The organism is Candidatus Pantoea soli, assembly GCF_007833795.1.
Taxonomy (GTDB): domain Bacteria; phylum Pseudomonadota; class Gammaproteobacteria; order Enterobacterales; family Enterobacteriaceae; genus Pantoea; species Pantoea soli.
In genome coordinates this window covers 1935204-1956249 of sequence record NZ_CP032702.1, presented here as the reverse complement: position 1 = coordinate 1956249, position 21046 = coordinate 1935204, and the positions used below count along the sequence as shown (strand labels likewise).

The 21046-nt window shown below is 59.3% G+C and carries 18 protein-coding genes; 8 read left to right on the top strand and 10 right to left on the bottom strand.

Annotated features, from left to right (window positions below; all coding sequences use genetic code 11):
* Positions 1 to 175: 175 nt before the first annotated feature.
* Together D8B20_RS09050 and D8B20_RS09045 are read right to left on the bottom strand one after the other, a co-directional pair.
* Complete coding sequence (locus D8B20_RS09050; RefSeq protein ID WP_145888567.1) at positions 176 to 2110, bottom strand: exoribonuclease II; 1935 nt, start codon at positions 2108 to 2110, stop codon at positions 176 to 178.
* Between the two features lie 123 nt (positions 2111 to 2233).
* On the bottom strand, positions 2234 to 4543 hold the full coding sequence (locus D8B20_RS09045) for an FdhF/YdeP family oxidoreductase (RefSeq protein ID WP_145888566.1): 2310 nt from the start codon (positions 4541 to 4543) through the stop codon (positions 2234 to 2236).
* A 246-nt stretch (positions 4544 to 4789) separates the two neighbouring features.
* On the opposite strand from D8B20_RS09045, the gene D8B20_RS09040 reads away from it, so the two are divergent.
* Both D8B20_RS09040 and D8B20_RS09035 read left to right on the top strand, forming a co-directional pair.
* Positions 4790 to 6379, top strand: a complete 1590-nt coding sequence (locus D8B20_RS09040; protein ID WP_145888565.1) for a PTS transporter subunit EIIC — start codon at positions 4790 to 4792, stop codon at positions 6377 to 6379.
* A gap of 70 nt (positions 6380 to 6449) precedes the next feature.
* Positions 6450 to 7346: a LysR family transcriptional regulator gene (locus D8B20_RS09035; protein ID WP_145888564.1), complete on the top strand. Its 897-nt coding sequence runs from the start codon at positions 6450 to 6452 to the stop codon at positions 7344 to 7346.
* On the opposite strand, the gene D8B20_RS09030 is transcribed toward D8B20_RS09035, so the two are convergent.
* From D8B20_RS09030 to pspF, 8 genes are all read right to left on the bottom strand, one after another.
* Positions 7343 to 8464, bottom strand: a complete 1122-nt coding sequence (locus tag D8B20_RS09030; RefSeq protein WP_145888563.1) for a CMD domain-containing protein — start codon at positions 8462 to 8464, stop codon at positions 7343 to 7345. The genes D8B20_RS09035 and D8B20_RS09030 overlap by 4 nt on opposite strands.
* Positions 8465 to 9099: 635 nt before the next feature.
* Entirely contained in the window at positions 9100 to 9888 is a 789-nt protein-coding gene (gene fabI, locus D8B20_RS09025; RefSeq protein ID WP_128600342.1) for an enoyl-ACP reductase FabI, read from the bottom strand.
* A 141-nt stretch (positions 9889 to 10029) separates the two neighbouring features.
* On the bottom strand, positions 10030 to 10833 hold the full coding sequence (gene sapF, locus D8B20_RS09020; protein WP_315901140.1) for a putrescine export ABC transporter ATP-binding protein SapF: 804 nt from the start codon (positions 10831 to 10833) through the stop codon (positions 10030 to 10032).
* 2 nt (positions 10834 to 10835) lie between these two features.
* Entirely contained in the window at positions 10836 to 11828 is a 993-nt protein-coding gene (sapD, locus tag D8B20_RS09015) for a putrescine export ABC transporter ATP-binding protein SapD (RefSeq protein WP_145888561.1), read from the bottom strand.
* On the bottom strand, positions 11828 to 12718 hold the full coding sequence (sapC, locus tag D8B20_RS09010) for a putrescine export ABC transporter permease SapC (protein ID WP_145888560.1): 891 nt from the start codon (positions 12716 to 12718) through the stop codon (positions 11828 to 11830). Before sapC ends, sapD begins: the two co-directional genes overlap by 1 nt.
* Positions 12705 to 13670: a putrescine export ABC transporter permease SapB gene (sapB, locus tag D8B20_RS09005; RefSeq protein WP_145888559.1), complete on the bottom strand. Its 966-nt coding sequence runs from the start codon at positions 13668 to 13670 to the stop codon at positions 12705 to 12707. The genes sapC and sapB overlap by 14 nt, the downstream gene beginning before the upstream one ends.
* Before the next feature lie 2 nt (positions 13671 to 13672).
* A complete protein-coding gene (gene sapA / locus D8B20_RS09000; RefSeq protein WP_145888558.1) occupies positions 13673 to 15295 on the bottom strand; it encodes an ABC transporter substrate-binding protein SapA in 1623 nt (540 codons plus the stop codon).
* A 350-nt stretch (positions 15296 to 15645) separates the two neighbouring features.
* Positions 15646 to 16641, bottom strand: coding sequence for a phage shock protein operon transcriptional activator (pspF, locus tag D8B20_RS08995; protein ID WP_145888557.1), 996 nt, complete (start codon positions 16639 to 16641; stop codon positions 15646 to 15648).
* A gap of 163 nt (positions 16642 to 16804) precedes the next feature.
* On the opposite strand from pspF, the gene pspA reads away from it, so the two are divergent.
* From pspA to D8B20_RS08965, 6 genes are all read left to right on the top strand, one after another.
* On the top strand, positions 16805 to 17473 hold the full coding sequence (pspA, locus tag D8B20_RS08990) for a phage shock protein PspA (RefSeq protein ID WP_145888556.1): 669 nt from the start codon (positions 16805 to 16807) through the stop codon (positions 17471 to 17473).
* A gap of 158 nt (positions 17474 to 17631) precedes the next feature.
* Complete coding sequence (gene pspB / locus D8B20_RS08985) at positions 17632 to 17859, top strand: envelope stress response membrane protein PspB (RefSeq protein WP_145888555.1); 228 nt, start codon at positions 17632 to 17634, stop codon at positions 17857 to 17859.
* Positions 17856 to 18203 (top strand): envelope stress response membrane protein PspC, encoded by a 348-nt coding sequence (pspC, locus tag D8B20_RS08980; RefSeq protein WP_145888554.1) that lies wholly within the window; start codon positions 17856 to 17858, stop codon positions 18201 to 18203. The genes pspB and pspC overlap by 4 nt, the downstream gene beginning before the upstream one ends.
* Positions 18204 to 18252: 49 nt before the next feature.
* Entirely contained in the window at positions 18253 to 18501 is a 249-nt protein-coding gene (gene pspD / locus D8B20_RS08975; RefSeq protein WP_145888553.1) for a phage shock protein PspD, read from the top strand.
* Positions 18482 to 19879, top strand: a complete 1398-nt coding sequence (locus D8B20_RS08970; RefSeq protein ID WP_145888552.1) for a YcjX family GTP-binding protein — start codon at positions 18482 to 18484, stop codon at positions 19877 to 19879. The genes pspD and D8B20_RS08970 overlap by 20 nt, the downstream gene beginning before the upstream one ends.
* A complete protein-coding gene (locus D8B20_RS08965; RefSeq protein WP_145888551.1) occupies positions 19876 to 20949 on the top strand; it encodes a YcjF family protein in 1074 nt (357 codons plus the stop codon). The genes D8B20_RS08970 and D8B20_RS08965 overlap by 4 nt, the downstream gene beginning before the upstream one ends.
* The last annotated feature ends 97 nt before the right edge of the window (positions 20950 to 21046 follow it).

Sequence of the window (21046 nt, the reverse complement as noted above, 5' to 3'; positions counted from 1 at the left end):
GCAGGGATCGGAAAGAAAAAAGCGATCGGAATACAACAAGTTAAAAGTAATGTAATGGAATGTTAACGGAAGGTAATCGCAGCAGAAGTGTGAAGCGGGAAGCAAATTTAACAGTGACGGGAAGGGGCGGAAGAGAAATGCGGGATAACGGCTGTTATCCCGCGGTTTTTCATGCTCAGGCGGCGGGGCGGGCCACCACGCTGCGCGTTTCCATACGCACTTCGGCGATGGTCACGTCAATGATATCGGTGACGCGATAAGCGACTTCACCTTTGATCTGCACAGTGCCGTTTTCCTGGGAGCACACCAGTTCGTCGCGCACGGCGTGAATGAACGGGGCAGGGATAAAGGCAACCGCGCCGTTTTCCTGCAGGCGCACGCGCATTCCGCCGCGTGAGACATCGATGATCTCTGCGCTGAATTTGCGATCGGTACCGGCAAAGGGGGCAAGGAAGCGTGCATAGAGCCAGTCGCCCACGTCACGTTCCGCCATGCGGTTCAGACGACGGCGTTCGCCCATGGTGACCGTCACCTCATCCTGCGGACGCGCAATGCTTTCACCGCGCACAATCGCCTTGAGCAGACGATGGTTGATCATGTCGCCGAATTTACGGATAGGCGAAGTCCAGGTGGCGTATGCCTCCAGCCCCAGGCCAAAGTGCGGGCCGGGCTCGGTGCTGATCTCCGCAAAGCTCTGGAAGCGACGGATGCGGCTGTCCAGATACTGCGTTGGCTGGGCATCCAGCTCGCGACGCAGCTGGCGGAAACCTTCCAGCGTGGTGATTGCCTGCGGATCCACGGTAATGCCGTGGCCCGCCAGCACGCCGGCAGCTTGCTCAGCGTTGGCCAGATCAAAGCCGGTGTGCAGGTTATAAATGCCAAAGCCCAGCTTCTGCTGCAGCACGTTTGCCGCACAGACGTTAGCCAGAATCATCGCCTCTTCCACGATACGGTTGGCGATGCGGCGCGGCTCGGCAATAATATCCAGCACTTCACCTTTCTCACCCAGCACGAAGCGGTAGTCCGGGCGATCTTTAAACACCAGCGCATGGGTCTGGCGCCATTCACCGCGCGCCAGGCACAGGCGATGCAGCAGGCGAATCTGCTGCGCGATGGCGTCGCTTTCCGGCTGCCAGCTGCCGCTGTTTTCCAGCCAGTCAGACACTTCGTCGTACACCAGCTTGGCTTTGGATTCGATCCACGCCGCGAAGAAGTGCACGTCGTCCGCCAGGCTGCCATCGGCCAGCACGGTCACGCGACACGCCAGCGCCGGACGTTTTACGTTTGGACGCAGCGAGCAGACATCGTCTGACAGCGCGCGTGGCAGCATCGGAATGTTGAAGCCTGGCAGATAGTTGGTGAAGGCACGGCGGGCGGCCAGCTTGTCCAGCTCGCTGCCTTCCGCGACATAAGCGGTGGGATCGGCAATGGCGATGGTCAGCAGCAGATTGCCTTCCGCGGTCTCTTCCACATACAGCGCATCATCCATATCTTCGGTGCTGGCGCTGTCGATGGTCACGAAGTTCAGCGCGGTGAGGTCTTCACGCTGCAGCTGTTCGTCCAGCATCTCGCCAAAGCCGACTTCGGGCGCTTCGCGCTCCAGGTTATGGCGGGAGAGCGTGACCCACCACGGCGCAAGATGGTCATCTGCGGTGACAATGAATTCGGTGAGTTCAGCATAAAAGCCGCGGTCGCCTTTCAGCGGATGGCGGCGCATTTCAGCAACGGCCCAGTCGCCGTTCTGGAAATCGTGCGTCAGTCCACGCACCGCGCGGCACTGAATGGCGTCTTTCAGCAAAGGATGATCCGGTACGATAGAAAGACGGTCATCTTTCTTCTGCACGCGGCCGACAAAGCGCGTCAGGAACGGCTCAATCAGGGCTTCCGGCTCCGCGCTCTCGCGATCTTTATCGGTGTGGATTACCGCAGAAATACGGTCACCGTGCATCACTTTTTTCATCTGCGGCGGCGGGATGAAGTAGCTTTTCTGAGCATCAACTTCGAGGAAGCCAAAGCCTTTTTCCGTGCCTTTTACTACACCTTCGGCGCGCGGCGTCTGCGCGTGAAGCTTCTCTTTCAGCTGCGCGAGCAGCGGGTTATCCTGGAACATAATGTATTTAGTTTCGTGGCCTAAGAGCGGTGGACAGTTTTACGCGATTCAGGTGCGCGCGGCAAGGCCAAAACAGGCGAAAAAGCCGCATTGCGCGGCTTTTCATTGCGGGTGTCGTGGCGATCAGGCGATACGCTGGGTCGGCATGGCGGCGCTGAGCGTCAGTTTTACCGGCACAGATTTTGAAGTAGGTGTACCGCTGCCGTCACCGTAGCTGGAGAGCGGCACCAGCGGGTTGGTCTCCGGATAATAGGCCGCCAGGTTACCGCGCGGAATATTATACGGCACCAGTTTGAAGCCGCTGACGCGACGCGTCAGACCGTCATTCCACAGGGTTTCGATATCAACCTGCTGACCTTCGCTGAAGCCCAGCGCAGCCATATCGTCCGGGTGGATAAACACCACTTCGCGCTGGCCATAAACCCCGCGGTAACGGTCATCGAGGCCGTAAATCGTGGTGTTGTACTGGTCATGCGAGCGCAGCGTCTGCAGCGTAAACGGCACCGCGGTGGCGCTGTCCAGCTGCGGGAACAGGGACGTCGGCAGGGCTGCGGCGCTGAATTCCGCCTGCTTAGATGGTGTGTTAAAGCGCAGCTCGGCCGCCGCGTTACCCAGATAGAATCCGCCGGGAATATCGCACTTCGCGTTGAAGTCCGCAAAGCCCGGAATCGTGGCGGCGATGTGATCGCGAATAACGTTGTAATCGGCGGCCATGCCCAGCCAGTCGATACGATCGCTGCCCAGTGTGGCGTGCGCGATACCGGCGACAATCGCGGTTTCGGAGCGCTGCGTCTCTGCCAGCGGAATGCCAACGCCTTCCGAAGCGTGCACCATGCTGAACGAGTCTTCCACCGTCACAAACTGGTTGCCGCTTGCCTGACGATCGCGCTCGGTACGGCCCAGCGTTGGCAGGATCAGCCCTTCGTGACCGGGCACCAGATGGCTGCGGTTGAGCTTGGTGCTGATGTGCACGGTGAGGCCACAGCGCTGCAGCGCTTCTTCCGTAATCGGGGAGTCCGGCGCAGCGGCGGCAAGGTTGCCGCCCAGCGCAATCAGCACCTTCACTTCATCACGCAGCATGGCGTTGAGCGCTTCCACCGTGTTATGACCATGTTCGCGCGGCGGTTCGAAATCAAAGCGCGCGCCCAGCGCATCAAGGAACGGCTTGCCCGGCTTTTCATCAATGCCCATGGTGCGGTTGCCCTGAACGTTACTGTGGCCGCGCACCGGGCAGAGGCCGGCACCTTTTTTGCCCAGCTGGCCGAACAGCAGCTGCAGGTTGACGATTTCGCGTACCGTGTCCACCGAATGCTTGTGCTGCGTAATGCCCATCGCCCAGGTGATGATGACGCGCTCTGCGCTGAGGTAAATTGCTGCTGCTTCCCGGATCTGCGCTTCACTCAGGCCGGACTGCTGCACAATCTGGTCCCAGCGCGTGTTGTCCACGGCCGTCAGGTAGTTTTCCACGCCCTGCGTATGCGCATCAATAAAGGCCTGGTCGAAGATACCTTTCTCGCCGCGGGCGAGGCGCTGGCGTTGCTCTTCCAGCAGCGCCTTAACCATGCCACGCACGGCCGCCATATCGCCACCGAGGTTGGGCTGATAATAGGCCGAACTGATGGTGCCGGCCATCGAGGTGACCACTTCCAGCGGTTTTTGCGGATCGGCAAAGCGTTCCAGCCCGCGCTCGCGCAGGGTATTGAAGGTGACAATTTTTGCGCCGTGATCGGCGGCATGGCGCAGGCTGTGCAGCATGCGCGGATGGTTAGTGCCGGGGTTCTGGCCCAGTACAAAGATCGCGTCCGCATGGTCAAAATCATCAAGCCGGATGGTGCCTTTGCCCACGCCAATACTGCGTTTCAGGCCGGTGCCGCTGGCTTCGTGGCACATGTTAGAGCAGTCCGGAAAGTTGTTGGTACCCATCACGCGGCCAAACAGCTGATAGAGCCAGGAAGCTTCATTACTGGCACGGCCGGAGGTATAGAGCTCCAGCTGATTCGGATGCTCCATCGCCTGCAGATGCTGCGCAATCAGCGCAAAAGCGTCGTCCCAGCTGATCGGCTCATAGTGATCGGTTTCGCTGTTATAGCGCATCGGATGGGTAAGGCGGCCCTGATACTCCAGGAAGTAGTCGCTCTGCTGATAAAGCGTCGTCACGCTGTGCTGTGCAAAGAAGGCGGGTTCCACCACGCGGCGGGTGGCTTCCCAGGTTACCGCTTTGGCGCCGTTTTCACAGAAACTGAAGGTACTTTTATTGTCATCACCCCAGGCGCAGCCGGGGCAGTCAAAGCCGCGTGCTTTGTTCATGCGCATCAGGTTGCGCATATTTTTCAGGGCAGCTTTGCTGTCGAGAACGAAACGGGTAGTGGCTTCCAGTGAGCCCCAGCCGCCAGCAGCGGCGCGGTACGGCTGAATTTTACGTTTAAATTTCATTGTTATCGCAGGCTTATTGTTTATGAATTGTTATCAGAATATGACTTCTGTTGTGGAGAAGTGTGCGACTGACGGCAAAGGTTGTCTAATTGATTGACTTAATGGTGCGATAGCTGGCGTTTATCGCCTGCGCAGCGAGAAAGCGTGACGCACATCAAAGTTTGTCGGCCGCTGCGGACCCGGCACTGCGTGCCCGGCGCATTACTGGCTAATACTTGCTCTTTCAGTCTCTGAAAGGGCATGCGCATGAAGAATCTGACCAGCCAAATTCACGCCTTCGGCAAAGCACTGATGATGCCCATCTCGGTGATTGCTGCCGCCGGGATATTTCTCGGGCTCGCCGCGGCGTTGCAAAACCCGGCAGTGACCGGCGATGCTTTTGCGCATATGCAGGTGCCACAGCTGATTATCGGCTTCATTCGCAAAGTGGCTGCGGCGCTGTTCACAAATCTGCCGGTGTTTTTCACCGTGGCCTGCGCCATCGGTCTGGCAAAAGCTGAGAAGGCCACGGCGGCGTTTGCGGCCATCATTGGTTATATCGCGATGAATGTGGGCATCAGCGCCACGCTGGCCGCCAAAGGGCTGACGGCGGCGACCACCACGCCACAGGCCCTGCAGCAGGCCGGCATGGATCAGACTACGGCAATGATGCACTCTGCTGAGTACATTCAGATGCTGGGCATTTTCACCTACAACATGAGCGTGCTGGGCGGCGTCATTGCCGGGCTGATGACGGTGGTGCTGCATAATCGCTTTTATACCCAGCAGCTACCGGTGGCGATCAGTTTTTTTGGCGGGCGGCGTTTTGTGCCGATTGTGACCATTCTGGTGCTGCCGCTGGTGGGCGTGCTGCTGGCGCTGATTTGGCCAACGCTGGGCGCGGGCATTGCCTGGGTGGGGCAGATGATCGGCAGGAGCGGACAGTACGGTGCTTTTCTGCTCGGCGCCGGCGAGCGTTTACTGATCCCCACCGGCCTGCATCATATCCTGAATGAAACCGTGCGCTTTACGCCTATCGGCGGCATGGCCGTGGTGGATGGCCAGACCATTGTCGGCGCGCTGAATATCTTTAATACCTCGCTGACCCATCCTGGCGCGATCCCCGATGACACCGTGCGCAGCGCGACACAGTTTCTGGCTCAGGGCAAGATTCCGGTCATGATGTTTGGCTTGCCGGCGGCTGCGCTGGCGATGTATCACACCGCCCGGCCCGAGCATAAGCAGCGGGTGAAAGCGCTGGTGCTGGCCGGGGCGCTGACCTCCTTTACCACCGGCATTACCGAACCGCTGGAGTTCTGCTTTATTTTCGTCTCCCCGGTGCTCTATATCCTGCACGCGCTGCTGACCGGGCTGTCCTTTATGCTGATGTCGATGCTGCACCTGATGATTGGTAACGTGCAGGGCGGCGCCATCGATCTGGTGGTGTTTGGCATTCTGGGCGGCAGCAAAACCCACTGGTGGTGGACGCTGGCGCTGGGCGTGGTTTACGCGCCGCTTTATTATTACGGGTTCCGCTTTGTGATCACGCGGATGAACGTAGAAACGCCGGGACGTGAAGCGGAGGAAGTGCAGAAGCCGCAGCAGGTTGCCGCCGATGAACGCACGCGTGTCATTATCAGCGGGCTGGGTGGCGAAGCGAATATAGAGGATGTCGATTGCTGCTTTACGCGCCTGCGCGTACGGGTGAAGGAGATGAAGCAGGTGGTAGACCAGACGCTGCTGACCACCGGTGCCAATGGTGTCAACCGCGTCAGCGAGCACGATGTGCAGGTGATTTACGGCCCGCAGGTTGAGAAAATCGCCAATGAGGTGAAAAGCGCCCTGGGTGTGGCTTAACACAGGAGATTACCGGCGGTGGCTTTTGTTACCATAGCCGCGATGTATTACTCCAAGGGCGGGCGAAAAAATAGACATTAAGCAATTGATCTACCTCTGCAATCTGGAGCGTGAGCGCCATTTCGGGCGCGCGGCGGAAGCCAGTTTTGTCAGCCAGCCGACGCTCTCAATGCGGCTGAAGAATCTTGAGCGCGAGCTGGGACTGTCGCTGATTAACCGCAGCAATAACTTCGATGGTTTTACTCCGGAAGGGGAGCGTGTACTGACCTGGGCGCGCGAGATTGTTTCGGTGTATCAGGGATTGAAGCTGGAAGTGGAGTCGCTGAAGCATGGCGTGAACGGCACGCTGCGGCTGGGCGTCATGCCGCAGTGCAGCGTGGCGCTGCCGGCGCTGCTGAAGGCCGTGGAAGCGCGCTATCCGCAGTTAGACTACCGCGTTTCAGCCATGAGCGCCGACCAGCTGCTGGAGGCGCTGAACAGTCATACCGTGGATGGCGGCATTGGCTTTTTTGAACTGACCTCGTTACGTGAACTGCATTTTCAGACCGCGCTGCTGAAAGATCGCGGCGTGGAAGCGCTGTTTCATCCCGACTCTTTTCCCGATTTACTGGCGCAGCAGCGCGTTTCGCTGACGATGCTGGCCCGCCAGCCGCTGTGTCTGGCCGAGCCCACGCGCTATTTCCGCCGCTATCTCGATGGTCAGCTGCGGGAAACCGGCATACTGCCGCGCGTGATCGTTGAGAGCGCATCGATTATGCAACTGCTGCAGAGCGCCCAGGTGGGGCTGGGGGTGATGGTTGCGCCCTGCGGGCACGTGCTGCCGGAGATGCTGCAGAACCTGGCGCGCCGGCCGATTGATATCGCGCCGATGGGCCGCCAGGCGGCGCTGGTGATCGCTGAGCCGGGCAGGGCATCGCCGCTGGCTCAGCACTTCTTTGATGAGGCGCGGCGGCATTTGCCGGATTAACGCGTCTCCCCCAGCGCCATCAGCAGCCGATCCTGCCAGCTGGCAAACGCCACCGCCTGTACCAGCGTGAACAGGCGCGCGTGCGGCCAGCCGTCATTCAGCAGCGGCTGCAGATGCGCCGCGCTGAAACGGTCCGGCATGCGCGTCAGCTGCGCCGCGATCGCCACTACCGGTTGCTGTTCGCAGAGGTCGTCAACCGCCTGCAATAACGGTTCCTGCCAGTGTTCTGCAAGGCGGCTGAAGCGCAGGCGGCAGCCCAGCAAACGGGCGCTGACCGCCTGTGCCAGCGTTTCATCCGCCGTGTAGTGCTCCTCAAGGCGCTGGCCAAGCGTTGCCCAGCCGTAGAGCACCCGCGCGTCATGCACCAGCAGCCACATGGCGTCATCCAGCCCGTGAATCCCCTGGCAATAGGTGATGGCAGCCAGCTGATCGGCACTGGCATAGCGCAGCTCGACCGGTTTCAGAGCATGCTGCCATGTTTCTTCGCAGCGCAACGCATCCGGGCTGGCATCCGGCGGCGGCGTGACGCCCGGGATCCAGCGGACCGGCACTCCCATCATCGCCTGCAGACCCGCCACCACGCGCGCCTGATAGCTGATAAAGCCGACCAGCTGGTTAAGCGTGACGATATCCGGTTCCGTCAGGCCGACGTCATCCAGCGCGCGGATGCTGTTGCGGGTAATGAGTTCAGGCTGCATCGCCAGCTGGCGGGCGTACTGAGTAATTTGCGTCAGGCGGTTGTTGCTTTCACGTGAGGAGTCCGGGCCTGGCAACGGATTCAGGCGTGCCGAATAGTGGTTACACAGACGCTGAATGCCCGCGACCTGCGCTACGGTCAGGGCAGTGCTGAGGCGATCGTAGAGCGTCAGCGTATGCGTCAGTGAAGTTTGCACCGCGTCGGGCAGCAGGATCTGGCTCAGATCGCGCGCGGCCAGCAGGACCGGCTGGAACTGTTGCAGCAGCGGCTGCAGCGTGGTTGCTTCCTGTTGCAGGCCAAGCAGAAAGCGATCGTGAATATGGGCGGCTTCAGGCACCAGCGGTGCAGCGGCAGAGGTGTGCGGACGAGTCTGGCTTTCATAAAACCAGTGGTCATGGCCGGGAGAACGGCGTTGTTCCATGGTCATTCCTTGCGCAAAATTCGGACTGAATGCACGACGGGCAATTCTGAAAAGCGCATCGTCATTCACGGGCAAGCTTATCGTCGCTGAACCCCTCATTCTGGCAAAAGACTGATGCGGAATAATTAATAGCGGGCGGGTATAAGCAAATCTGATTGACCGCGGTCGGGTATGGAAAAATAACAACTGACTTATCTGCAGCTGCATGGCCTTACTCAATGCCTTTATCGCTGCCAGTGTCCGATTCAGTCAGACGCGTGGCTGAGCACGCCCGGAACGGCAACACCCGCATCCCTGCAGGCCTCGGCACGCGGCATCCCTGCCGCGTGACGTCCGGCTTAGCTTAGCCACGCGTCTTCCTACCGGCACGGTGCTGCTGTAACGGTTGCTTGCGGCGATGAAGAAGCCCTTAAGGCGTGGAAGGTCACGGGGCTTGCAGCAGCCTCCGCGCCAGGGAAGGCGCGGCGGCAGGCCCCAGGGAGGGGTTTATGCCGGTGCAGCAAGCCCCGTGACCTTTCACGACAGGGTGTGAATACGAAGCGTTGGAAAATTAATCAGAGAAGGGCGTGAAGCATGACGGGAAGCGCAGAGAAAGGGCGCACCGCAGTGCGCCCGGGGCGATCGCCCTGAAAATATTACTTCAGTTCCAGCTCGTTCATTGCGGCAATGCTGAAACCGCCATCAACGTGTACCACTTCACCGGTGATACCACCCGCCAGGTCAGAGCACAGGAAGGCCGCAGAGTTACCCACGTCTTCGATGGTCACGGTGCGACGGATTGGGGTCACGGCTTCGCAGTGTGCCAGCATCTTACGGAAATCTTTAATGCCGGATGCCGCCAGCGTACGGATTGGACCGGCAGAGACGGCGTTGACGCGCGTGCCTTCCGGACCCATTGCGTTTGCCATGTAGCGCACGTTTGCTTCCAGTGACGCTTTAGCCAGACCCATCACGTTGTAGTTCGGGATCGCGCGCTCTGCACCCAGGTAAGACAGGGTCAGCAGGGCAGAGTTCGGGTTCAGCATCGCACGGCACTCTTTCGCCATCGCGACAAAGCTGTATGCGCTGATGTCGTGAGCGATTTTAAAGCCTTCACGGGTTACAGCGTTGACGTAATCGCCATCCAGCTGATCGCCCGGTGCGAAACCGATGGAGTGCACGAAACCGTCAAATTTCGGCCAGGTTTTTGCCAGTTCAGTGAACAGGGCGGTAATGCTCTCGTCTTCTGCCACATCGCACGGCAGAACAATGTCTGAACCCAGTTCTTTAGCGAACTCTTCCACGCGACCTTTCAGTTTGTCGTTCTGGTAGGTGAAAGCCAGTTCTGCGCCCTGTTTGTGCATCGCCTGCGCAATACCGTAGGCAATGGAAAGTTTACTGGCAACGCCAGTAATCAGAATGCGCTTACCGGAAAGAAAACCCATAGCTGTAATCCTTATGGTCATTGTTGTTGGCGGTCGCCATGTTCAAAAAGTAAGCGACCGACGTTAATCGACGTGCGGATTCTAGCACGTCTCTGTCAAATGCGGTAAATCGCACCGCGTTTTCCGCTGCGGTGCATCTGCTCAGCGTTCAAGCCGCCACGCTTCGGCGGTCAGCGCTTCGCCAAAATGGCTGGCGATCAGGCGCTTCGTCAGGTCATGCAGCGGGGAAGCCAGCACATCCGCCGTGCCGCCACGTTCCACCACTTCGCCTTGGTGCATCACCAGCACCTGATCGCTGATGTGCTTCATCATGCCGAGATGCTGCGTCACATAAATATAGGCGATGCCATGTTTCTCCTGCAGCTCCAGCATCAGGTTAACCAGCTGCGAACGCATGGTCATATCCAGCGACGCCAGTGCTTCATCGGCAACAATTACTTTTGGCTGTAAAATCAGCGCGCGCGCCAGCGCCAGACGCTGCTTCTGCCCCGGCGCCAGCATGTGCGGATAGTAACCGGCGTGATCGCGCAGCAACCCCACCTGCCGCAGCGTGCCGATAATGCGTTTTTCCCGCGCTGCGTCGTCTAAATCGGTGTTCAGGCGCAGCGGAAAGTCCAGAATCTGACTGACGCGCTGCCGGGGATTTAGCGAGGTAGAGGGATCCTGAAAAATCATCCGGATACGCTGGCTGCGATAGCCGTAATCACCATAGGTAAGCGGGTGATCGTCAATCAGCATCTCACCTTCGGTTGGCGCAACCATGCCACTCAGCATCTTTGCCAGCGTCGATTTACCCGAACCGTTCTCACCGATAATCGCCAGCGTCTGCTTTTCCCGCAGGGTAAAACTGACGTTTTTCACCGCCTCGACGTGCTGACGTCGAAACAGCCCGGTGCGGTAGCGGTAAGTCTTGCTCAGGTTACGCACCTCCAGCAGGGTCTCCATCATCAGCTCTCCATGTTCAGCGGGAAGTGACAGGCAAACAGATGCGCTTTATTGCCGCTCAGTCGCGGCGTTTCCACGCATTTGCGCTGGGCGTAAGGGCAGCGCGGTCCCAGCCGGCAACCAATCGGCAGATGTTCCAGCGAGGGAATCGCCCCGGACAAGGTGTTAAGACGGCTTTTGTGCGGCAGCGCGCTGCCAAAATCGGGCATGGCGCGAATCAGCGCCTGCGTGTAAGGATGATGGGGCGTTTCCATCAAATCCTCACTCTGCGCGGTTTCCACCGTCTGGCCGCAGTACATTACGTTAATCCGATCGGCCCACTGGCTCATGGTGCGCAGATCGTGGCTGATCAGCAGAATCGTGGTGTTGTTGTTCTGGTTCAGGCGGCTCAGCAGACGAAAAATCTGTGCCTGAGTGGTGGGCTCCATCGCATTGGTGGGTTCATCTGCAATCAGCAACCGCGGCTGGTTTGCCAGTGCAATGGCAATCATCGCTTTCTGGCATTCGCCTTCCGTCAGCTCATAGGGAAAGCTGCGCATAATGTCTTTGTGATCTTTAATGCCCACGCGATGCAGCAGCTCAATCGCCCGCGCCTTGCGCCAGAACCACAGACGCTGATACCAGCGGCCTTTGAACGTCCAGCGCGGGATCGCCTGCATCAGCTGACGCCCGATACTTTCTGACGGATCCAGACAGGATTGCGGCTCCTGAAAAATCATTGACACGTTATGACCCACGATGCGGCGGCGCTCGCGCGGTGAAAGGCGCAGCAGATCGATATCATCAAACACCATGCGATCCGCGGTGACACGCCAGTTATCTTTTGTCACGCCGCAAATCGCTTTGGCCACCAGACTTTTACCGGAGCCGGATTCTCCCACCAGACCGCGCACTTCCCCTTCGCTGAGCGTCAGGTTGATGCGATCAACCGCTTTCACCGGCCCTTCAGCGGTCATGAACTCAATAGTGAGATTACGAATATCTAATAGCGGCATTACTCAGCTCCCGCTTCTACTGCGCGACGCACGCCGTCACCCAGCAGATTAATAATCAATACGCTGACCATCAACGCCACACCCGGCAGCATGACGGTCCAGGGCGCTACGTAGATCAGTTCCAGCGCATCGCCCAGCATCGCGCCCCATTCCGGTGAGGGCAGCTGGGCACCGAGATCGAGAAACCCCAGTGCGGCAATATCCAGAATGGCCATTGACAGCGAGCGGGTAAACTCGCTGACCAGCAGCGGCAGCACGTTTGGCAGCACCGCGTTCCATAAAATGTTCAGATTACGCGCCCCGTCCAGGCGCAGCGCGACAACATACTCTTTCTCCATCTCGTCGTGCACGGCGGTATAAATTTCGCGAACCAGACGGGGGATCAGCGCCAGCAGCACAGCCAGCATGGCGTGCTCCAGACGCGGACCAAGAAACGCCACCACCATAATGGCCAGCAGCAGAGACGGAATTGACAGCAGCGTATCCAGCACGTGGTTCATGACCGCTGAACGCACGCCGCGGGTAATGCCGGCCAGCACGCCGAGCACCAGCGCGCACAGCGCTGCCAGCACTGTCACCAGCAGGGCAGACCCGACGGTCGGCGCCACGCCGCTCAGCAGGCGACTTAACACATCGCGGCCTAAATCGTCTGTACCGAGGAAAAACGACACATCGCCGTAGCGCGACCAGGACGGCGGCAGCAACTGATAGCCAAGGAACTGCTGATCGATGCCATAAGGCGCCAGCAAATGGCCAAACAGGCAGAGAAACAGCAGAACGGCAAAGCCATACAGGCCAATCATGGCGCTGGTATCATGATAAAACCGCTGCCAGCTCAGGCGAAAGGCGCCCGGCAGGCGCTTTTCAGCGTACACGTTATCGAAGGGCATACCATTCCTTGTGTTTCAGCGGATTGAGTGCCGCACCGAGAATATCCGACAGGACGCTGACCAGAATCACCAGCCCGCCCACCACCATCACGCCGGCGGAAATGGCCGCATAATCCTGCTGACGGATAGCATTAATCAGCCAGCGGCCGAGGCCGGGCCAGTTGAACACCACTTCGGTGATCATCGCCAGCGTCAGCATGGTAGAAAACTGCAGGCCCAGACGCGGAATCACCGGCGGCAGCGCGTTATGCAGCACGTGACGGCGAATCACCGTAAAGCGCGACAGACCGCGCGTCGCCGCCGCCTTAACATAATTTTTGTCCATCACTTCGCTGGTGCTGCTGCGCAGCAGGCGAATCACTTCGGTGGTGGGCGCCACCGCCAGCACCAGCACCGGCAAAATCAGGTGAGACAGGGCGCTCAGCAGCATTTCGTGTCGCCATGGTGACGGGCTCAGCCAGGCATCAATCAGCGCAAATCCGGTCACATTCTGCACCGGATAGAGCAGGTCAAAACGGCCTGAGACCGGCAGCCAGCCCAGCGTCAGCGAGAAAAACAGGGTAAACAGCAGCGCCAGCCAGAACACCGGCATGGAAAATCCCAGCAGCGCCAGCGCGCTGATGGCTTTATCCTGCCACTTTTTACGCATCACGCCCGCCGTAATGCCCAGCGGAATCCCCACCAGCAGCGCCAGCGTAAACGCCAGGACGCACAGCTCCAGCGTCGCGGGGAACACCTCACGCAGCTGCACATCAATCGACTGACCATTGGTGCTGGAGACGCCAAAATCAAACTGCAGCAGGCCGGAAAACCAGAACCACCAGGCATCAAACAGTGACGCCCCTTCCAGCGGCGCATTCGGTGTGAAGTAGCTCAGGCTGAAGCTCACCAGCGACAGTAAAAACAGGGTGATGATCAGCAGTAACAGACGGCGTAAAAGATAGATAATCATGCTTACTCCTCGGTGCGATCGTCGCGGTAAACGCCGGCAAACGAGGCATTACCAAACGGACTCAGCACCAGGCCTTTGATATCGTGGCGATAGGCCTGCAGACGCAGGGATGAAGCCAGCGGCAGCACCGGCAGCTCCTGCGCCAGAATCTGCTGGGCGCGGTCATAGCTGTCGATTCGCGCTGACAGCTGCTGCGACAGCAGGGCGCGCTGCAGCGCCTCATCAAAGGACGGCGAGCACCAGTGTGCATAGTTGGTCTGCGAGCGAATGGCCGCACAGCTCAGCAGCGGACGGAAGAAACTGTCGGGATCGTTGCTGTCAGTGGCCCAGCCGGTCAGCGTTAAGTCGTGATTCATTGCCATCAGCTGTGCCTCCTGAAAACGGCCTTCCACCGGAATAATGGTGACGCGCACGCCCACCTGCGCCAGATCCGCCTGCAGCAGCTCGGCGGTTTTCAGCGGGCTGGGGTTCCAGGACATTGAGGTGGTCGGCACCACCAGACGCAGATGCAAATCCTCAATGCCGAGCGCTTTCAGGGCTTCGCGTGCTTTATCCGGATTGTATTCGGTTACGCGCGCGTCGTTATCGTAAGCCCAGGACGCGCGCGGCAGAATAGAGGCTGCGGTCTCAGCGGTGCCGTAATAGATCGACTCCATCAGGCGCTCGTTGTTAATGGCCAGCGCCAGCGCATGCCGCACTTCCGGACGGTCCAGCGGGGCTTTGCGGGTGTTAAACGCCAGATAGGCAATATTCATCCCGGGGCGCAGCGTCATCCGCAGGCGCGGGTCGTCACGCAGAATGCTCAGCTGGCTGGCGGCCGGATAGGCCAGCACATCGCATTCACCGGTCAGCAGCTTGGACAGGCGCCCGGTACCGCCGACGCCCAGGTCAATCACCACCTGCTGCAGTCGCGGCACGCCACGCCAGTAATGCGGATTACGTGCCAGGCGCAGATACTGGCCGGTGCGGTATTCGCTGAGCTGGAACGGCCCGGTGCCCACCGGATTGCGATCCAGCTGCTCCTGCTGGCCGCGGGCACTCAGCTGGCTGGCGTACTCCTGCGACAGCACCGGCGCGTAGTGGGTCGCGATGTGCCACAGGAAAGACGCATCCGGGCTGTTCAGGCGTATCTCTACCGTCGCGTTATCCAGCTTCTTAACGCTTTGCACCGAATCAACAAACTGCAGGCTGTCGAAATAGGGATAGCTGCCGCCATTAACGTTGTGCCAGGGATGCTGACGGTCAAACATGCGGGCAAAGCTGAACACCACATCGTCCGCATTCATGTTGCGTGTCGGGGTAAACCAGTTAGTGTGCTGAAACGCCACATCTTTGCGCAGATGGAAGCGGTAGGTGGCGCCGTTATCGCGCACTTCCCAGCTCTGCGCCAGGTCTGGAACCAGCCGGTAGGTATAGGGATCCACATCCAGCAGGCGATCGTACAGCTGGGCCGCAAGGGTATCGACCACCAGCCCGCTACTGACCATCTGCGGATTGAAGGTATTTACCGTGCCATTAACGCAATAAACAAAGCCGCTCTGGCGGATATCCTGTACCGGCGCAGCAAGCGCAGAGGCGCTTAACACGCTGAGGGCAAGCAGCAGCGAAGGGATTAATCTGGGCATAGAACTCAACGATTCTGAGGCAATAGCGTGAGTGTATCGCAAAGGGCGCGCACTCCCCAAATTCATGACGTCACCGCTGGCTTTTTAAGCGCGGCACGGGTCAGGCAGCCCCAGACATTGTGCGGGAATGAGAAAAATTATCATTTGTTACTTTACAGATGATAATAAGAATGATTATTATTACTTTGCACTTCGACGGCAGCCCTGCCTGAGAAGAGCACGACATTGCTCACATTGCTTCCAGTATTATGTTGCCCGCCTCGCGCGGGCTTTTTTTTGCCTGCGACGCATTATCCATGCACCGATACAGAACCTTTGCGCGCGGCTGATGCACGTGCAGCGCGGCGCCATCAGGCTTCATCGCGGGCCTGGATCTCATGCTTTTTCATCATGGCGCGCAGCTGATGGTAAGTCACACCCAGTAATCCGGCAGCACGTCGCTGGTTATACCGCGCCTGTTGCAGGCTCATCTCCAGCAGATCTCGCTCCTGCTGGTGCTGCCACTGACGCAGATCCAGCGGCAGCGCGGGCAGGGCAGCGGTTTCAGCCGTGGCGGGCGGCGGCGTTGCGCTGCGGGGGGCAAAGGGATTAATGATGATATTATCCAGTGGCTCATCGCTGCTGTGATGCCGGTACACCGAGCGTTCCACCACGTTTTTCAGTTCCCGCACATTGCCGGGCCAGCAGTGGCTCAGCAGCGCCTGCTGTGCGCGTGCCGTGAAGCCGGGAAACAGCGGCAGACCCAGCTCGCGGCACATCTGAATAGCAAAATGCTCCGCCATGACCAGAATATCGCTGCGCCGTTCGCGTAGCGGCGGCAACTGCACCACATCAAACGCCAGACGATCGAGCAAATCCGCGCGGAACCGGCCAGCCGCTGCCAGCGCGGGCAGATCTTCATTGGTGGCGCATACCAGCCGGACATTCACCTGCAGCGATTGATTGCCGCCCACGCGCTCCAGCTGGCCGTACTCAATAACGCGCAGTAGCTTTTCCTGTACCAGCATCGGGGCGGTGGCCAGCTCATCCAGAAACAGCGTGCCGCCATCAGCGCGCTCAAAACGACCCAGGTGACGTTTCTGCGCCCCGGTAAACGCGCCCGCTTCGTGACCGAAGAGCTCTGAGTCCAGCAGGTTCTCGTTCAGCGCCGCACAGTTCAGCGACACAAACGGTCCCTGCCAGCGATCCGAAAGATAGTGCAGGCGGCTGGCAATCAGCTCTTTGCCGGTGCCGCGTTCGCCGATGACCAGCACCGGTTTTTCCAGCGGTGCCAGCCGTGATACCTGCTCCAGCACTTCGAGAAAGTTATTTGACTCGCCCAGCAGGTTATCTTTTTTCTCAGACATGATGAATTTCGCCACGGATTAATCAATTTCACCACCATACGCGAGGTGCCAGCCAGAGTAAAATGATTATTTTTAGTAAAAACAGATAGTTGAAAACTGGCACGCATCTTGAATTAGCTAACAGCGCATTGCGCAATCTTATGACAATCAGAGGAACATCATTATGGGTATTTTTTCTCGTTTCGCCGACATCGTGAACGCCAACATCAATTCCCTGCTGGAGCGCGCCGAAGATCCGCAGAAACTGGTACGCCTGATGATTCAGGAAATGGAAGACACGCTGGTTGAAGTGCGTTCAACTTCCGCCCGCGCGCTGGCAGAGAAAAAACAGCTGCTGCGCCGCATCGAGCAGGCCGGGATTCAGCAGGCTGAATGGCAGGAAAAAGCCGAGCTGGCGATTAGCCGCGAAAAAGAAGACCTGGCCCGTGCCGCGCTGATTGAGAAACAGAAGCTGACAGAACTGATCGCCGCGCTGCAGCAGGAAGCGACGCAGGTCGATGAAACGCTGGAGCGAATGAAAGGCGAAATCGGTGAGCTGGAGAAAAAACTCAGCGAAACCCGCGCCCGTCAGCAGGCGCTGACGCTGCGTCATCAGGCTGCCTCCTCTTCCCGCGATGTGCGCCGTCAGCTGGACAGCGGCAAACTGGACGAAGCCATGGCGCGCTTTGAATCCTTTGAGCGCCGCATCGACCACATGGAAGCCGAAGCGGAAAGCCAGCGTTTTGGTAAGCCAAAATCCCTCGATCAGGCATTTGCTGAGCTGAAAGCCGATGACGAAATCAGCCAGCAGCTGGCAGCGCTGAAAGCCAAAATGCAGCGCAACGAAGAATAAGTGTCCGGCGACGTTATCCGGCCACGGCCGCGCTGCACGGTGCAGCCCCGCTGTGGCTGCGGGCTAAGGTTTCCGGTGCGGGTTCAGGTGGTTGCCGATACCGCCTCTGCCGTCCGCACCGGGCAGTCTGTGAAATAAGGAAGTGATAAGGAGACGCAATGAGTGCACTTTTTCTGGCCATACCGCTCACGATCTTTGCGCTGTTTGTGGCACCGATCTGGCTGTGGCTGCACTACAGTAATAAACGTAACGGCGGCGCTGAACTGTCCGCCAGCGATATGCAGCGCCTGCAGCAGCTGACGCAGGATGCACGCCGCATGCGCGAAAGGGTCGAGGCGCTGGAAGCGATCCTGGATGCTGAGCACCCCAACTGGAGGCAGCCATGATGAACGGACGCAAACTGTGGCGAATTCCCCGGCAGGGTAAAGTGCGCGGCGTCTGCGCCGGGCTGGCCGAGTATTTTGATATTCCGGTGCGCCTGCTGCGCGTGATTGTGGTGCTGTCGCTGTTTTTTGGTCTGTTTATGATCACCGTGACCGCCTATTTCATTCTCGGTTATGTGCTGGATGAAAAACCGGACAATCTGCCGGATGCGCATCAGCCCAGCGCCCGCGACCTGCTGAACGAACTGGAAAGCACGCTGCAGCAGGATGAGCGCCAGCTGCGCGACATTGAGCGCTACGTTACGTCCGAAACCTTCAGCGTACGCAGCCGCTTTCGCCAGCTTTAACTGTTTCCCGGGCCCGGCAGCGGGTCCGCTTCTGTGATAAAGAGGCCATATGCACACTCAGCGTTTCTCTGCTCTGCGCCGTCGCGCAACGCCTGCGTTGAAGTCGGCGGGGAAATTTATCATCATCAGTGCCGTAACCTATGCGCCCGGCGGTCTGGCTGGCTGGGCGGTGAAATCGGTGGCGCGCCGTCCGCTGCGCCTGTTGCTGGCGGCCGCCCTGGAACCGATGCTGAGCCGGGCGTTTAAGCGCCTGTCAGCACGTTTCATCAGGGAGAGCGATGAAAAGACTGCAAAATGAATTAATAGCCCTCATGAACCGCGGTGCCGACCGCCATCTGCGCCTTGCCGTCACCGGTCTGAGCCGCAGCGGTAAAACCGCGTTCATTACCTCGCTGGTTAACCAGCTGCTGCATGTTCACAGCGGAGCCCGCCTGCCGCTGTTTTCCGTGGTGCGGGAATCGCGGCTGCTTGGCGTGAAGCGCGTGCCGCAGCGTGAACTGGGCACGCCGCGCTTTACCTATGATGAAGGTCTGGCCCAGCTTTACGCCACCCCACCGATGTGGCCGACACCCACCCGCGGCGTCAGCGAAATGCGCCTCGCGCTGCGCTACCGCCCGGATCAGTCGCTGCTGCGGCACTTCAAAGATACCGCCACCCTGTACCTCGAAATCGTGGATTACCCCGGCGAATGGCTGCTGGATTTACCGATGCTGGCGCAGGATTATCTCAGCTGGTCACGCCAGATGACCGGGCTGCTGCAGGGGGATCGGCAGAGCTGGTCTGCCAGCTGGCGCGCGCTGTGTCAGGATCTTGACCCGTTTGCGCCCGCCGATGAAAACCGGCTGGCGGCGATCGCCAGCGCCTGGACCGATTACCTGCACCAGTGCAAGCGCGAAGGCCTGCATTTTATTCAGCCCGGACGCTTTGTGCTGCCAGGGGAGATGGCCGGTGCGCCTGCCCTGCAGTTTTTTCCCTGGCCGCAGGCCGAAGCATTGCCGGACGCGCAGCGGGCTCAGCCGCCGGCGGGCAGTAACCTTGCCGTGTTGCAGCAGCGCTTTGATTACTACTGTCAGCATGTGGTGAAAGGCTTTTATAAGCAGCATTTTCTGCGTTTTGACCGGCAAATCGTGCTGGTGGATTGCCTGCAGCCGCTGAACAAGGGGCCGCAGGCGTTTAACGATATGCGCCTGGCGCTGACCCAGCTGATGCAAAGCTTCCATTACGGGCAGCGCACGCTGTTCCGTCGTCTGTTTTCACCGGTGATCGACAAACTGCTGTTTGCCGCCACGAAAGCCGATCATATCACCGCCGATCAACACGCAAACATGGTTTCCCTGCTGCAGCAGCTGGTGCAGGACGCCTGGCAAAATGCCGCGTTTGAAGGCATCAGCATGGATTGCCTTGGACTGGCGGCGGTGCAGGCCACCGAAAGCGGGCTGGTGGATCACCGCGGGGAAAAACTGCCGGCTCTGCGCGGCCACCGGCTGGCTGATGGCGAACCGCTTACCGTCTATCCGGGCGAGGTGCCGCCACGGCTACCGGGTCATGCCTTCTGGCAGCAGCAGGGCTTTCAGTTTGAACAGTTCCGGCCGCAGGTGCTGGATGTTGATCGGCCGCTGCCGCACATTCGCATGGATGCCGCGCTGGAATTTTTACTGGGAGATAAATTGCGATGAGTGACGAAACACCGCTGAAACCACGGATCGATTTCGCCCGGCCCTTAACGCCCGCGCGCGAGACGCCGCTGCGTGCGGCGCAACAATTCGATAGCACGGCCGAAAGCGCTTTCGAGCTGACGCCCGAAGCCGAACCGCTGGAAGAGAGCCGCGGTGAAAAAATGGTGGAGGCCGCGCTGCGCCCGAAGCGCAGCCTGTGGCGCAAAATGGTCAGCGCCGGGCTGGCGGTGTTTGCTGTCAGCGTGGTCGCGCAGGGCGTGCAGTGGCTGCATGATGCCTGGCTGACGCGTGACTGGTTTGCACTGGGCACCGGCGTGGCAGGCGGATTGATTGTCGCAGCCGGTGCCGGGGCCCTGATGAGCGAATGGCGACGGCTGTATCGTCTGCGCCAGCGTGCGGAAGAGCGGGATACCGGGCGGGCACTGCTGCACAGTCACGGCATGGGGCAGGGCCGGGCGTTTTGTGAAAAGCTGGCGCAGCAGGCGCAGCTTGATCAGGCGCACCCGGCGCTGCTGCGCTGGCGCGCAGCCGTGCATGAAACCCACAACGATCGGGAAATCGTCACGCTGTATGCGCAGCTGGTGCAGCCGGTGCTGGATCGTCAGGCGCGGCGTGAAATCAGCCGTCATGCGGCGGAATCGACGCTGATGATTGCGGTCAGCCCGCTGGCGCTGGTGGATATGGCCTTTATCGCCTGGCGCAATTTGCGGCTGGTCAACCGTATTGCCACCCTGTACGGCATTGAGCTGGGCTACTTCAGCCGGGTGCGCCTGTTCCGCCTGGTGCTGCTGAATATGGCGTTTGCCGGGGCGTCCGAGCTGGTGCGCGAGGTGGGCATGGACTGGATGTCGCAGGATATCGCGGCGCGCCTTTCGGCACGGGCGGCGCAGGGCATTGGTGCCGGTTTGCTGACCGCACGGTTGGGCATTAAAACCATGGAGCTGTGCCGGCCGCTGCCGTGGCTGGAAGAGGATAAACCGCGGCTGGGTGATTTCCGTCGTGAGCTGGTCACCGAGCTGAAAACCACCCTGATGAAGAGTGGTGATAAAGCAGGGCAGACTGCTAAATAACGGCGTATTGTTCATCTTTCACGCTATAAATGGCGTGAAAGATGAAATTATCTTTGTCAGATGTGATATACGGCGGGATTATCGCTGGCGATTCCGT